15 protein-coding genes are annotated in these 13,107 nt (G+C 74.6%); 8 read left to right on the top strand and 7 right to left on the bottom strand.

Features of this window, described 5'->3' with window-relative positions; translation table 11 throughout:
- Positions 1–10 precede the first annotated feature (10 nt).
- On the bottom strand, positions 11–805 hold the full coding sequence (locus ACI793_RS15310; protein WP_456607238.1) for a hypothetical protein: 795 nt from the start codon (positions 803–805) through the stop codon (positions 11–13).
- Positions 802–1,725, bottom strand: a complete 924-nt coding sequence (locus tag ACI793_RS15305; protein ID WP_456607237.1) for an ATP-binding cassette domain-containing protein — start codon at positions 1,723–1,725, stop codon at positions 802–804. The genes ACI793_RS15310 and ACI793_RS15305 overlap by 4 nt, the downstream gene beginning before the upstream one ends.
- Before the next feature lie 137 nt (positions 1,726–1,862).
- On the opposite strand from ACI793_RS15305, the gene ACI793_RS15300 reads away from it, so the two are divergent.
- The 4 genes from ACI793_RS15300 to ACI793_RS15285 all read left to right on the top strand — a co-directional run bounded on the left by ACI793_RS15300 (position 1,863) and on the right by ACI793_RS15285 (position 4,926).
- The gene (locus tag ACI793_RS15300) at positions 1,863–3,173 is read left to right on the top strand and encodes a sensor histidine kinase (protein ID WP_456607236.1); all 1,311 of its coding nucleotides are present in this window, start codon (positions 1,863–1,865) and stop codon (positions 3,171–3,173) included.
- Positions 3,170–3,844 carry a response regulator transcription factor gene (locus ACI793_RS15295; RefSeq protein WP_456607235.1) on the top strand — a complete coding sequence of 225 codons (675 nt, stop codon included), beginning with the start codon at positions 3,170–3,172 and terminating at the stop codon, positions 3,842–3,844. The genes ACI793_RS15300 and ACI793_RS15295 overlap by 4 nt, the downstream gene beginning before the upstream one ends.
- Positions 3,845–3,968: 124 nt before the next feature.
- Entirely contained in the window at positions 3,969–4,157 is a 189-nt protein-coding gene (locus tag ACI793_RS15290; RefSeq protein ID WP_456607234.1) for a hypothetical protein, read from the top strand.
- Positions 4,158–4,221: 64 nt separating this feature from the next.
- Entirely contained in the window at positions 4,222–4,926 is a 705-nt protein-coding gene (locus tag ACI793_RS15285) for a M50 family metallopeptidase (protein WP_456607233.1), read from the top strand.
- Between the two features lie 4 nt (positions 4,927–4,930).
- Here ACI793_RS15285 and ACI793_RS15280 read toward each other — a convergent pair whose 3' ends face one another.
- Together ACI793_RS15280 and ACI793_RS15275 are read right to left on the bottom strand one after the other, a co-directional pair.
- Positions 4,931–7,330, bottom strand: coding sequence for a glycoside hydrolase family 65 protein (locus ACI793_RS15280; protein ID WP_456607232.1), 2,400 nt, complete (start codon positions 7,328–7,330; stop codon positions 4,931–4,933).
- Positions 7,327–8,070 carry an HAD family hydrolase gene (locus ACI793_RS15275; protein ID WP_456607231.1) on the bottom strand — a complete coding sequence of 248 codons (744 nt, stop codon included), beginning with the start codon at positions 8,068–8,070 and terminating at the stop codon, positions 7,327–7,329. Before ACI793_RS15275 ends, ACI793_RS15280 begins: the two co-directional genes overlap by 4 nt.
- Positions 8,071–8,250: 180 nt before the next feature.
- Here ACI793_RS15275 and ACI793_RS15270 point away from each other — a divergent pair, with 180 nt between their 5' ends.
- Positions 8,251–8,793, top strand: coding sequence for a YbhB/YbcL family Raf kinase inhibitor-like protein (locus ACI793_RS15270; RefSeq protein ID WP_456607230.1), 543 nt, complete (start codon positions 8,251–8,253; stop codon positions 8,791–8,793).
- Between the two features lie 339 nt (positions 8,794–9,132).
- The gene (locus ACI793_RS15265; RefSeq protein WP_456607229.1) at positions 9,133–9,879 is read left to right on the top strand and encodes a serine hydrolase; all 747 of its coding nucleotides are present in this window, start codon (positions 9,133–9,135) and stop codon (positions 9,877–9,879) included.
- A gap of 19 nt (positions 9,880–9,898) precedes the next feature.
- On the opposite strand, the gene ACI793_RS15260 is transcribed toward ACI793_RS15265, so the two are convergent.
- On the bottom strand, positions 9,899–10,717 hold the full coding sequence (locus ACI793_RS15260) for a GNAT family N-acetyltransferase (RefSeq protein ID WP_456607228.1): 819 nt from the start codon (positions 10,715–10,717) through the stop codon (positions 9,899–9,901).
- A gap of 123 nt (positions 10,718–10,840) precedes the next feature.
- On the opposite strand from ACI793_RS15260, the gene coaA reads away from it, so the two are divergent.
- Both coaA and ACI793_RS15250 read left to right on the top strand, forming a co-directional pair.
- Positions 10,841–11,794, top strand: coding sequence for a type I pantothenate kinase (coaA, locus tag ACI793_RS15255; RefSeq protein ID WP_456607227.1), 954 nt, complete (start codon positions 10,841–10,843; stop codon positions 11,792–11,794).
- 175 nt (positions 11,795–11,969) lie between these two features.
- A complete protein-coding gene (locus tag ACI793_RS15250; protein ID WP_456607226.1) occupies positions 11,970–12,173 on the top strand; it encodes a DUF5999 family protein in 204 nt (67 codons plus the stop codon).
- An 8-nt stretch (positions 12,174–12,181) separates the two neighbouring features.
- On the opposite strand, the gene ACI793_RS15245 is transcribed toward ACI793_RS15250, so the two are convergent.
- Both ACI793_RS15245 and ACI793_RS15240 read right to left on the bottom strand, forming a co-directional pair.
- Positions 12,182–12,769 carry a DinB family protein gene (locus tag ACI793_RS15245; protein WP_456607225.1) on the bottom strand — a complete coding sequence of 196 codons (588 nt, stop codon included), beginning with the start codon at positions 12,767–12,769 and terminating at the stop codon, positions 12,182–12,184.
- A gap of 31 nt (positions 12,770–12,800) precedes the next feature.
- Complete coding sequence (locus ACI793_RS15240; RefSeq protein WP_456607224.1) at positions 12,801–13,088, bottom strand: hypothetical protein; 288 nt, start codon at positions 13,086–13,088, stop codon at positions 12,801–12,803.
- Positions 13,089–13,107: the final 19 nt, after the last annotated feature.

The raw sequence follows: 13,107 nt of genomic DNA, 5'->3' as shown, positions 1-13,107 counted from the left end.
GCCGAGGAGGTCAGCCGATCTCGCTCCGCACGATGCGGATCCAGCCGGCCACCATCGGCAGCAGGAGCCAGACGGCCACCGACGTCGCCACCTGGCCCCAGGCCTGACCACCCGCCAGCGACCCGTCGAACATCGGGGCGGTCGTGGTGTTCAGGTCCAGCCAGTCGCGCATCCAGGTCAGGGCGCTGACGGCGCTGGCCACGATGGTCACGACCGTGGGCAGGATGAAGTACAGGACGATCGCCAGCGGCGAGCTCAGCAGGAGCATGCCGAAGGCCAGCCCGACGAGGATGACGATCACCTGGGCGAGCAGCACCTGGCCCACCTGTGTCCCGTCGACGCCCCAGGCCGAGGAGTCCTCGGTGAACACGGGGGTGAGCAGGGTGCCCAGCGCCGACGCCACCGCGGCCGCCGCGACCCCGAGCACGCCGAGGACGACGCCGGCGAGGACCTTGGCCGTGAGCACGCGGGAGCGGGCCGGCACCAGGGCGAACGTGGTCATAGCGGTGCGCTGCGACCACTCGCTGGTCACCAGCAGGATGCCCACCACGGGCAGCAGCAGCGCCACCGGCAGCTGCGTCGTGGCGAAGAACATGTCGAACTGCTTGTCCGGCTCCTCCGCGAAGAACATCTGCAGCGTCACCACGGCCAGCGCCGCCAGCGCGACGACCAGCAGCAGCCAGAAACCGGCTCTCGTGTCGTAGGCCTTGCGGAGCTCGACGCGGGTCAGCCGCAGCAGGGAGGGCGCCGCGGCGGTCTCCCCCGCCCGCGGTGCAGTGGTCGGGTCGACGGTGGCGGTGCTCATGCCCGGGTCTCCTGCATCTGGGGGGCGGCGGGGGCGCCGCCGGCGGACGGGCCGGTCAGCGAACGGAAGAGCTCCTCGAGCCGGTCCCCCCCGGCCGGCCGGAGCTCCAGGAGCGGCACCCCGGCCGTGGCGGCGGCGATGCCGACCGCCTCGGCGGGGCCGTCGGCGATCAGCGCGTCCGCGGGACCGGGGACGACGCCGATGCCCGCGGTGGCCAGCGCACCGGTGAGGGCCTCGCGGTCGCGGGCGCGCACGAGGGTGCCGGTGCTGGCCAGCAGCTCCGCGCTGCTCCCCTGGGCCACGATGCGGCCGCCGGCGATGACCACGAGCTGATCGGCCACCGCCTCGACCTCGCGCAGCAGGTGGGAGGAGAGCAGCACCGTGCCCCCGCGGTCGGCGAAGCCGCGCAGCAGCCCGCGCATCCAGAAGATGCCCTCGGGGTCCAGCCCGTTGGCCGGCTCGTCCAGCACGAGCACCTCCGGGTCGCCCAGCAGCGCCGTGGCCAGGCCGAGCCGCTGCCGCATCCCCAGGGAGTACTTGCCCACCCGCTTCCCGGCCGGCTTGCCCGCGAGCCCGACCAGCTCGAGGACCTCGTCGACGCGCGTGGGTGCGACGCCCATGACGAGGGCCGCGAGCGTGAGGGTCTCCTTCCCGGTCCGGCCCGAGTGCTGGGCGCCGGCGTCGAGCAGCACGCCCACCCGCCGGCCCGCGTTGGGCAGCTCGCCGTAGGGACGCCCGCCGACGGTGGCGGTGCCGCTGGTCGGCAGGGTCAGCCCGCACACGGCGCGCAGCGTGGTGGACTTCCCGGCGCCGTTCGGCCCGAGGAAGCCGGTCACGGTTCCGGGTGCGCAGGAGAAGGAGACGTCGGAGACGGCGAGCTGGGCGCCGTACCGCTTGGTCAGGTGCTCGACGTTGATCACGCGGTCACCCTCTCGCGCCGGCGGGCGTCCGCGCGTCACCCGGACGGCGATTCGGCCCCGACGAAGGTCGACGTCGCAGGCGGTGTCCTAGACCTTCGGCCATGTCCCGGACCTGCCGGCATCCGTAGCCTGCGGTGGTGAGCACCGCTCTGCGCCCACCGGCCCCGCCGCATCCGGGCGTCGACCACCCCTCGCTGGTCCCCGCGCTGCTGCTGGCCGACTCCCTCTCCCCCGCCGCCGAGCCCCGCGGGCGGGTGCGCCGCTCGCTCCGCGACTGGCTGGTCGACGTCGGGCTGTTCCTGTTCGCCGTCGGGCTGGGCCTGCTGTTCGTCGGCGAGGCGGCCAGCCGGCCGGTACCGCCCCCGGACGGGCTGCTCCTCGCCGACCTGGTGGCGGGCACGCTGGGGTGCTTCCTCCTGTGGGGACGGCGGCGCTGGCCGGTGGGCGTGGCCCTCGTGCTGGCCCTCATCGGCACGTTCTCCGACATGGGCAGCATCGCCGTGCTCACCGCGCTGTTCACCGTCGCCGTCCACCGCACCTGGCGCACGGTGCTCCTCGTCGCCGCGGCCGACCTCGCCGCGTTCCTGGTCTACGTCCGGCTCCGGCCGGACCCGGACCTGCCCCCGCTGGTGTTCCTGGGCCTGGGCGTGGCGCTGACCGCCGCCGTCGTCGCCTGGGGCATGTTCGTGCGCGCCCGCCGGCAGCTGGTCGTCTCGCTGCGCGACCGGGCGGTCCGCGCCGAGACCGAGCAGCGGCTCCGGGTGGACCAGGCGCGGCAGCTCGAGCGCACCCGGATCGCCCGGGAGATGCACGACGTGCTGGCCCACCGGCTCTCGCTGCTGAGCATGCACGCCGGGGCGCTGGAGTACCGGCCGGACGCCGCGCCCGCCGAGGTCGCCCGGACCGCCGGGGTGATCCGCGCCAGCGCCCGCGGTGCGCTGGAGGACCTGCGCGAGGTGATCGGCGTGCTGCGCGACACCGGCGACGGGACGCTGACCGACCGCCCCCAGCCCACGCTGGCCGACCTCACCGCGCTGGTCGAGCAGTCCCGCGCCGCCGGCCTGCGCGTGCGCATGGAGTACCGGGTGCCCGACGTCTCCGCCGTGCCCGCGGTGACCGGCCGCACCGTCTACCGGATCGTGCAGGAGGCGCTGACCAACGTCCGCAAGCACGCCTGGGGCACGGTGGCCTGCGTCCGGGTGACGGCCGACCCCGCGACCGGCATCGAGGTCGAGGTGACGAACCCGGCGCCGCTCGGCACCGACCCCGGCGCCCCGCTCCCCGGCTCCGGCACCGGCGCCCCGCTCCCCGGCTCCGGCACCGGGCTGGTCGGCCTCGTCGAGCGCGTCGGGCTGGCCGGTGGCTCGCTCGAGCACGGCTGGACCGACGACGGCGACTTCCGGCTGCGTGCGCGGCTGCCGTGGCCGCAGCCGGCGGTGCAGGGGTGAGCGGTCCGGTCCGTGTCCTCGTCGTGGACGACGACCCGCTGGTCCGGGCGGCGCTGGCGATGGTGCTCGGCGGGTCCGGCGACTGCGTCCTCGTCGCTGAGGCCGCGGACGGCGCCGAGGTGCCGGCCGCCGTCGCCGAGCACGGCCCGGACGTCGTCCTCATGGACATCCGCATGCCACGCGTCGACGGTCTGACGGCCACCGAGCGGCTGCGCGCGATCCCCGGCGGGCCGGAGGTCATCGTGCTCACCACCTTCGACGCCGACGCCTCGGTGCTCCGCGCGCTGCGGGCGGGCGCCAGCGGCTTCCTGCTCAAGGACACCCCGCCGGCCGCCATCGTGGACGCCGTGCGCCGGGTGGCCGCGGGCGAGCCGATGCTCTCCCCCACCGTGACCCGCCAGCTGATGGCCCACGTCGCCGCGGCCGACGGGCCGGCAGCCGGTCCTGACGTCCGGAGGGCCGCCGCGCTGGCGCTGCTGGAGCGGCTCAGCGACCGCGAGCGCGAGGTGGCCCTGTCGGTGGGACGCGGGCTGTCTAACGCGCAGATCGCCGCGGATGCCTACATGAGCGTGGCCACGGTGAAGGCGCACGTCTCCCGGCTGCTCACCAAGCTGGAGGCGGCCAACCGGGTGCAGGTCGCCCTGGTCGTGCACGACGCCGGACTGGTCTGAGCACCGGTGCTCCCCAGCCGCGTCCGGAGCTCAGGGCCATGTCGGCCCGGGTGAACCCGGCCCAGCAGCTTTGAGGTGCCCGCTCGCGGGTAGCCGCCCGGGGACGACGACCGCAGGAGGAACCGTGGCCGACCCACGCCCCGACACCGACGAGCGCGCCGAGCCGGGTGGCTCCCCCACCCACGGGCAGGACGACCTGATCCGCAAGCCGGTCACCCCCGGCACGGACGACGGACCGACGGCCGTGCCCGGCGCCTACGAGGCCGACGACGACGATCGGGAGCGCGGCAAGGCGGTCAAGCCGGGCAACTGACCGGCGGAGGCGCGCCGGCGCTGCCTGGACGCTGCCCCCAGGTCCGTGCGGTTGACTGCCCGGCGTGGACGCAGTGGGCCGGTTCTGGGGCCGGGTCAGCGCTCCCGCCCCCGACCTCTCCCCCGCCGTCCTCCTCGGCACGGTCGCGATCGCGGCCGTGCTGGTGCTGTACCTGCCGTTCTGGCGGGTGACCCGCCACGCGGTGACGATCGCGCACGAGGGCGCGCACGGGATCGTCGCGCTCGCGGTGGGACGGCGGCTGTCGGGCATCCGGCTGCACTCCGACACCTCGGGCGTCACCGTCTCCTCCGGGCGGCCGACCGGCGCGGGCATGGTGCTCACCTGCGCCGCGGGCTACACCGGTCCCGGCCTGTTCGGGCTGGGCGCGGCCGCCCTGCTGGCGGCCGGCCACGCGGTCGGGCTGCTCTGGGCGCTGGTCGCGCTGCTGGGGCTGCTCCTGGTGCAGATCCGCAACTGGTACGGCCTGTGGTCGGTGCTGGTCAGCGGCGGCCTGGTGCTGGCGGCCACCTGGTGGCTGCCGGCGGAGGCCCAGGCGGCCTTCGCCGCCGTCACCACCTGGTTCCTGCTGCTGGCCGCGCCGCGCGCCGTCCTCGAGCTGCAGCGCGCCCGCCGCCGGCGGCAGGCCGCGGACTCCGACGCCGACCAGCTGGCCCGGCTGACCCGGATCCCCGGTGTGGTCTGGGTCGGGCTCTTCCTCGTGGTCGACGTCGGGGCGCTGCTGCTCGGGGGCAGCTGGCTGCTGGCCTGACGGCTCAGCCGTGCTCGTCCACCGTCCGGTGGTCGCGCGGCGGCGTGCCGGAGCGGACCCGGCGACGGGGTTCGCAGCCGGGCGGCTGGGTCACCCGCTCGACCTGCGGCGCCGGCGGGACGTCGAGCACCAGGTCGTCGTGGTCGACGATCACCTGCCGGCCGTGGTGGCGGATCTCCAGCGGATCGCCGTCGACCAGCCGGTACGTGGCCTGCCGCTGCGTCACCGACACGACCAGCTTGCGCCCCCGGTAGACCACCCGGAACCGCATCCGGGTGAGCCGGGACGGCAGCCGCGGCGCGAAGGTCAGCTCCCCGTCGTGGTCGCGCAACCCACCGAACCCCGCCACCGCGACCGTCCAGCCGCCGGCCAGCGAGGCGATGTGCAGCCCGTGCCCGGAGTTGTGGTGCAGGTTCTGCAGGTCGGTGAGCGCCGCCTCGGCCCAGTAGTCGTAGGCCAGGTCGAGGTGCCCGGTCTCGGCGGCGACGACGCCCTGCTCGCTGGCCGACAGGGACGAGTCCCGCGTCGTGCGCGCCTCGTAGTAGGCGAAGTTCGCGATCTTCTCCTCGAGGGTGAACGCGTCACCGCGCAGGTGCAGCGCCATCACGAGGTCCGCCTGCTTGACCACCTGCTTCCGGTAGAGCTCGAAGTAGGGGTAGTGCAGCAGCAGCGGGTAGTGGTCGGCGGGCGTGCCGGCGAAGTCCCACTCCTCGTGGTGGGTGAACCCGTCGGACTGCATGTGCACGCCGCGCTGGGTGTCGTAGGGCACCGCCATGAGCGCCGCCGCCCGCAGCCACACCTCCACCTCGTCGTCCTCCACGCCCAGCCGCCCCGCCACGGTGGGCTGCCGGGCCACCGCCCGCGCCCCCTCCCGCAGGTTGCGCTGGGCCATGAGGTTGGTGAAGACGTTGTTGTCCACGACCGCGGTGTACTCGTCCGGCCCGGTCACGCCGTCGATGCGGAAGCCGTGCTCGGCGTCGAAGTGCCCCAGCGAGGCCCAGAGCCGGGCGGTCTCGATGAGCAGCTCGGCGCCGAAGTCGCGGTCGAAGTCCTCGTCCAGGGTGGCGTTGTAGTAGCGGACGACGGCGTCGGCGATGTCGGCGTTGATGTGGAAGGCCGCCGTCCCGGCCGGCCAGTACCCCGAGGTCTCCTCGCCGCGGATGGTGCGCCACGGGAACACCGCGCCCCGCAGCCCGAGCACGCGGGCCCGCTCGCGGGCCAGCTCCAGGATGGAGTGCCGCCAGCGCAGCGCGTCGCGGGCGGCCTCCGGCGCGGTGTAGGTCAGCACCGGGAGCACGTAGGTCTCGGTGTCCCAGAAGGCGTGCCCGTCGTACCCCGGGCCGGTCAGCCCCTTGGCCGCGATGGGCTGGCGCTCACCGCGCAGCCCGGCCTGCAGGACGTGGAACATGCCCACCCGCACCGCCTGCTGCAGCTCGTCGTCGCCCTCGATCTCGACATCGGCCTCGTCCCAGTGCCGGTCGAGCAGTTCCCGCTGCTCGCGCATGAGCCGGTCGAACCCGGCCAGCTTGGCGGTGGCCAGCGCGGCCTCCACCTGGTCGCGCAGGGCCGCGGCGGAGCGGCGGGAGGACCAGCCGTAGGCCAGGAACTTGACCAGCTTGAGCGACCCGCCGGGCGGGATGCGCGCGGCCAGCGTGTACCGGGCGAGGTCGCCGTTGGCCAGGATGTCCTCGGTGCTGGTGTCGGGGATGTCGACGAGGTGGTCCATGCCGGCCGCGATCCGCAGCCGGCTGCGGGCGGTCCGGTGCACCAGGACGGCACGCCGGCCGCGTCCCGCGGAGAACTCCGCCTCCAGCGGGCGGTCGAGGGACGCCGCCGCCCGCGGGTCGTCGCTGCCGGTGGCGTTGGTCTCGTTGGCCAGCAGGTCGGACTGCAGCGCCACGTAGAGGTCGCCGAGGTCGTCGATGACCTCGACCTGGTACTCGATCGCGGCGATGGACCGGCGCGCGAGGGAGACCAGCCGGGTGCTGGTCACCCGCACGCTCCGGCCACCCGGGGACCGCCACTCGGTGATCCGCCGCAGCACCCCCGCCCGCAGGTCCAGGGTGCGCCGGTGCCCGATGATCTCCCCGTAGTTGAGGTCCAGCGGGGAGTCCTTGACCAGCAGCCGGATCAGCTTGCCGTCGGTGACGTTGACGACCGTCTGCCCCTGCTCGGGATAGCCGTACCCGGCCTCGGCATAGGGCAGCGGCCGCTCCTCGAAGAAGCCGTTGAGGTACGTGCCGGGGACGACGACGGGCTCGCCCTCGTCGAACGAGCCGCGCATGCCGATGTGCCCGTTGGCCAGCGCGAACACCGACTCGTGCACGCCCAGCGAGGCGTGGTCCAGCCCCACCTCGGTCAGCGACCACGGCTCGATCGGGAAGGTGGCCCGACCTTCGGTCATGCCCCGTCCTCCAGCAGCTCGGCGAGGTCGGTCACGACGACGTCGGCGCCCGCGGCGGCCAGCCCGTCGGCCTGCCCCACCCGGTCGACGCCGACGACGTAGCCGAACTGCCCAGCGCGGCCGGCCGCCACCCCGGACAGCGCGTCCTCGAACACGACGGCGTGCGCGGGGTCGACGCCCAGCAGCCGGGCCCCCGCCAGGAAGGTGTCGGGTGCCGGCTTGCCGCGCAGCCCCTCGCGGGCGGCGACGACCCCGTCCACCCGGGCGTCGATGAGGTCGGCGAACCCGCCGACGGCGATCACCTGCTCGCCGTTGGCCGACGCCGTCACCACCGCGGTGGGCAGTCCGGCCTCCTTGACCGCGCGGAGGTACCGGACCGACCCGGGGTAGACCTCCACGCCGTGCTCGTCCAGCTCGCGCAGGACCAGCACGTTCTTGCGGGCGGCGATGCCCTGCACCGTGGCGGTCTCGGGCGCGTCGTCCGCCGCGCCCTCCGGCAGGGTGATGCCGCGACTGGCGAGGAAGTCGCGGACGCCGTCGGCGCGTGGCTTGCCGTCGACGTGGCGGTTGTAGTCGTCCTGGTCGAACGGTCGCTGCGCGGGATCGGTGGCCTGCAGGTACTCGTCGAAGGTGCGTTTCCAGGCGGCCATGTGCACGGTGGCGGTGCGGGTCAGCACACCGTCGAGGTCGAAGAGGCAGGCGCGGACGGACTCGGGCAGCCCCAGGCCGGATTCAGGCACGGCCAGGACGCTACCGGCGCGGACGTCCCGGCACCGTCTCGGCGGGGGCACGCTCGCGTTCCCTTCCCCGCACGACCGCGCCCGGCCGACGCGCGCGGCGTCCCGCCGCTGCCTAGGGTCGCTCCGAGGACGCGTCCCCGGGACGACGTCCGCGTCCGACCCGCCGTCGAGAGGACCGACATGGCCGACCGGCCGACCCCGCCGAACCCCTACGACTTCCTGCCCCAGGTGCCGTCCTTCACGGTGACCAGCACCGACGTGTCCGATGGCGCGACCCTGCCGATGCCGCACGTCAGCGGCGTGATGGGTGCCGGTGGCGAGGACCGGTCGCCGCAGCTGTCGTGGTCGGGCTTCCCCGAGGGCACCCGCAGCTTCGCCGTCACCGTCTACGACCCCGACGCCCCCACGGCCAGCGGCTTCTGGCACTGGGCGGTGGCCAACATCCCCGCCTCGGTCACGGAGCTGCCCGCCGACGCGGGGAGCAAGGACACGCCCCGGCTGCCCGACGGGGCGCTCCAGCTGCGCAACGACGGGGGCTTCGCCGGGTACGTGGGTGCCGCTCCCCCGGCGGGTCACGGGCCGCACCGCTACTTCGTCGTCGTGCACGCGGTGGACACCGAGACGCTCGACGTCGACGGCGACACCACACCGGCCGTGCTCGGCTTCAACCTGTTCTTCCACACGCTGGCACGGGCGACGCTGGTCGCCACCTACGAGCAGTAGGCCCCCCACGTCCCGGGTGCGCGCGGCTCCCTCCCGTCGAGCGCAACCGGGAGGCGTGCGATCCGGAGGAGTGGCGTCGATCCTGCCGGCCGGGGTACCGCCCGTGGGGTGCCGACGACCACGACTCGTTCCGCATCCCGTAGCCGCTCTGCCGCTGGGGCTGTCCTGACGGCCCTGGCCCTCGCCGCCACCGCATGCTCCGGCGCCGCAGGCGGGGGCAGCCTGCCCACCGCGGAGGACTCGCCGGCCAGCACGGACGCCGGCATCCGAACCGGCACCGAGACCGGCACGGAAACCGGCACGGAAACCGGCACGGAGACCGAGGACCCGACGAACCGCGTGGCGACCCAGGCGACCGCGGCGACCGCGGCCGACGCCTTTGGCGACGTCGGGACGGTGTCGGTAGCGCTGGCCGCGGTGCGCCCCGGCGCCGGTCCGGACACGAACTGTGCCGGCGATGCGGTGCCGGTGGCCCGTGCCGGGGATGCCGAACCGTCCGCCACCGCGTCGCTGGTCAAGGTGTACGTGATAGCCGAGCTGCTCCACCGGGACCGCGCGGGCGAGCTGCAGCTCAGCGGCGACGACCGCGCTCTCATGGAGGCGATGGTGGTCGAGTCCGACGACCGCGCCATGTCCGAGCTGTGGGTCCGGCACGGCGGGGGTCGGCTCGTCACCGACCTGGCGGCGCGGTACGGACTCACCGGGACCGCCCCGCCCTCGGACGACCCCGGCCAGTGGGGGCAGACCACCACCACGGCCGGTGACCTGGCCTGCTTCTTCGCGTTGCTGCCGTCGCGGGCCGGAACGGAGGACTCGGCATTGCTGCTGGGCTGGATGCGCTCGACCGCGCCGATCGCCGCCGACGGCTTCGACCAGCGGTTCGGGCTCTTCGGCGCCGGCGACGGCGAGGCGGCGGTCAAGCAGGGCTGGTCCTGCTGCCTGGACGGGATCCGGGTGCTGCACTCGGCCGGCATCCTGGACGGCGTCGCGGTGGCACTGCTGGCGCGTTCCGGGCCGGAGGTCGGCTACCCGACGCTGGCGCGGGGACTCACCGCCGCTGCGACCACGCTCGCCGGTCGCTCCTGATCGTGCGGTCCCGCAACCGTCAGCCGGCACCCTCGCGAGGGCCGGCCACTCCGACCCTGGCGAGCCAGGCGAAGCCGATCCGCTCGTAGACCCGGGCCACGTCGTCGTCGCCGGCCGCCAGGAAGACCAGGTCGGCCGTCTCGCGCGCGTGGGCGACCAGCGCCGAGGCGATACCGGCGCCCAGCCCGCGCCCGCGGAGCCGGGGCGTGGTCGCGAGGCCCAGGATCTCGCTGACCACCGCGCCGTCGATGTCCACCGGCTGGTGCAGCCCGACGGCCACCGGTGCCTCGTGCTCGATGGCCACCATCATCACGGTCGCGCCGGTCGCGATGCGCTCGCGCAGCACCGCGATCGCGGCGTCGTCCTGCCGCGAGGGCTCCGCCGGGGTGGCCGGCACGTCGTCCGGTGCCCCCGGGTTGGCGAAGGCGACCGCGGAGACCTCCAGGTAGCGCGGCAGCTCCGGGTCCTCGGCGCCCACGACGTAGAGCCGCACCCCGGCGGGGAACAGCAGCTCCACCGGTTCGTCGGCGACCAGCAGCGGCAGCTCCTCCACCTCGAGCCCTGCCGCACGGGCCGAGGCCGCCACCTCCGGTCTGCACTCCGGGATCCACTCCAGGGCGACGGGCAGGCCCGCGGCCTGCTGCAGGTCGGCGGCGGCCCGCACGTCGGCGACGGTGACCCGGGACTCCGTGCCCCGCGTGGGGCGCGCCGGATAGGGCCACGAGGGGTCACCCAGCGGGACGTCGAGAGCGCCGGCCTGCTCGATCCGCGCGTCCGCGAGCGGGGCGGCGGCGTAGTAGCGCTCGATGCACTCGAGCAGTCCCGGGCGGGCTGACACAGGGCGAACCCTAGACCGCCCCGGCTGCGGTGCACGGTCGCCGGCGCCCGCCACGGCCGCTTCCCTACCCGCACGGGTGACCCGCGCGCAGGGGTCCGGGGTGCCGGACGGCACGATGGGGGCGTGACGGCAGGGACACGCGGCTCCATCTCGCCCTACGCGGTCTTCGACCGCGCCTCGTGGCGAGCGCTCGCCGCCGGCTCCCAGCTCCCCCTGGACGAGGCGGACCTGGCCTCGCTGGCCTCGCTGGGCGACCGCATCGACCTCGACGAGGTGGCGACGGTCTACCTGCCGCTCGCGCAGCTGCTGGGGCTGCATGTCACCGCCAGCCGGCGCCTCTGGGCCGCGCAGAGCGCGTTCCTGGGCGACTCGACGGCGAAGGTGCCCTTCGTCATCGCCGTCGCCGGCAGCGTCGCAGTCGGCAAGAGCACCACCGCCCGGCTGCTCCAGACGCTGCTGGCCGCCAGCCCCGGCGCGCCCCGGGTCGACCTGGTGACCACCGACGGCTTCCTCATGCCCAACGCCGTGCTGGAGGCGCGGGGCCTCATGGGCCGGAAGGGCTTCCCCGAGAGCTACGACCGCCGGGCCCTGCTGCGCTTCCTCGCCGACGTGAAGAGCGGCCGCGAGGAGGTCTTCGCCCCGGTGTACGACCACCAGTCCTACGACATCGTGCCCGGGATGCAGCAGGCGGTGGACCGTCCCGACATCCTCGTGGTCGAGGGGCTCAACGTGCTGCAGGCGGGGCGCCGCTCCGACGGCACCGCCCCGGAGGTGTTCGCGTCCGACTTCTTCGACTTCTCCGTCTACGTCGACGCCTCGGAGAGCGACATCCAGAGCTGGTACGTCGAGCGCTTCCTGGCGCTGCGACGGACGGCCTTCGCCGACTCGTCGGCCTTCTTCCACCGGTTCGCCGCCCTGACCGACGAGCAGGCACGGGACACCGCTCTGGGCATCTGGTCGGCGGTCAACGCGCCGAACCTGCGCTCGAACATCGCACCCACGAGGTCGCGCGCCCGGCTGGTGCTGCAGAAGGCGGCCGACCACTCGGTACGCCGGATCCTGCTCCGCAAGCTCTGACCCGCCGACCGGCGACGGCGGCGGTGTTGGCAACATCGCACCACTCGACGGGATGATCTGGTGACCTGGATCACTTCTCGACCCGCGGTGCCATGCGCACACTGGAACCGTCCGGTGATCGACCATTTACTCTCAGCTACAAGGGCCCTCCGGGGCCCGGACGGACGGAACCGCCATGTGCTCTCACGTAACCCCGTGCCCCGACGCCGCCAGTGACGCGCGTGACCTCGCCGCCGTCATCCGCAGCCACCCCGAGCAGGGCTGGAGCCTGCTGTGCAACGGCGTCGTCCTCTTCGACGACGACGGCGAGCTGCTCCCGGACGGACGCGCGATCGCCCATCCGCACACCTGGCTGGCCGCCGAGCTCGTCAGCGCCTGACCCCCGCGCTACTCCCCCGCGGCCTGGCGCGCCACGGTCTCGAGCCGTTCCCGGTACTCCTGCCACCAGGCGGCGTCGTGCTCGGGCAGGTTGTCCCCGACCGACTGGGCGCCGGCCGATCCGTCGACCAGTTCCCGGACGATGTCGGCGTGCCCGGCGTGCCGGTGGGTCTCGGCGATGACGTGGACGAGCACGCGGTGCAGCGACACCTGCGGGCGGGACCACCACGGCACCGTCCCGGCGGCGTCGAGCGGCAGCTCGGCCACCGTCGCGTCGGTCACCGCCCAGGCCCGCCGGTAGAGCGCGACGACGTCGGCCCGCGACTCCTCGGCCGTGGCCCACATGTCGGCGTTGTCCTCCATGTCCTCGGTGATCCACGGCTCGATCTCGGGCACGGGCCGGCCGAACGTCGGGCCGAAGTAGCCCATCTCGACGTACGCCAGGTGCTTGAGCAGGCCCAGCAGGTTCGTGCCGGTCGGGGTGAGCGGACGGCGGAGGTCGTACTCCGACAGCCCGTCCAGCTTGAACACCAGGACGTCGCGGCCCCTCTGCAGGTAGGACAGCAGGTCGGCCTTGACGTCGTCCGCAGCGGTCATGCGGGGCACCGTGCCACGCGGGTACGACAGGTCACCAGCCCCGGGCGCGCGCCCGGCCCTGCTCCCCCGCCGTACGCCGGCCACGGAGCAGCGCGACCAGCGAGCCCACCGCGGCGAGGAGGAGCAGCAGCCCCGTGCCGGGGCCGGTCACCGCCGTCGGAGGGACGTCGGTGAGCGCTCCCACCAGCAGGGCCGCGCCGGCGACCGCCGTGACGCCCGTGCCGAGCAAGGGCAGGCCGAGACCAGGGAGGACGCGGGCCGGCGGGAGGAAGTGCAGGCCCACGACGGCGCGGGCCAGCGTGGGCCCGTCGGCGGTCATCGGGCCCGTCGCCCTCCGG

Source organism: Blastococcus sp. SYSU DS0617, assembly GCF_054051075.1.
The sequence above is the reverse complement of the archived record's forward strand: the minus strand, read 5'-3'. Positions and strand labels throughout refer to the sequence as shown.

What these genes read in the sequence shown, in the direction of transcription:
- ACI793_RS15310 (WP_456607238.1), bottom strand. Translation starts at nt 805, where the DNA reads ATGAGCACCGCCACCGTCGACCCGACCACTGCACCGCGGGCGGGGGAG.
- ACI793_RS15280 (WP_456607232.1), bottom strand. Translation starts at nt 7,330, where the DNA reads ATGACCGAAGGTCGGGCCACCTTCCCGATCGAGCCGTGGTCGCTGACC.
- ACI793_RS15270 (WP_456607230.1), top strand. Translation starts at nt 8,251, where the DNA reads ATGGCCGACCGGCCGACCCCGCCGAACCCCTACGACTTCCTGCCCCAG.
- ACI793_RS15250 (WP_456607226.1), top strand. Translation starts at nt 11,970, where the DNA reads ATGTGCTCTCACGTAACCCCGTGCCCCGACGCCGCCAGTGACGCGCGT.
- ACI793_RS15245 (WP_456607225.1), bottom strand. Translation starts at nt 12,769, where the DNA reads ATGACCGCTGCGGACGACGTCAAGGCCGACCTGCTGTCCTACCTGCAG.
- ACI793_RS15240 (WP_456607224.1), bottom strand. Translation starts at nt 13,088, where the DNA reads ATGACCGCCGACGGGCCCACGCTGGCCCGCGCCGTCGTGGGCCTGCAC.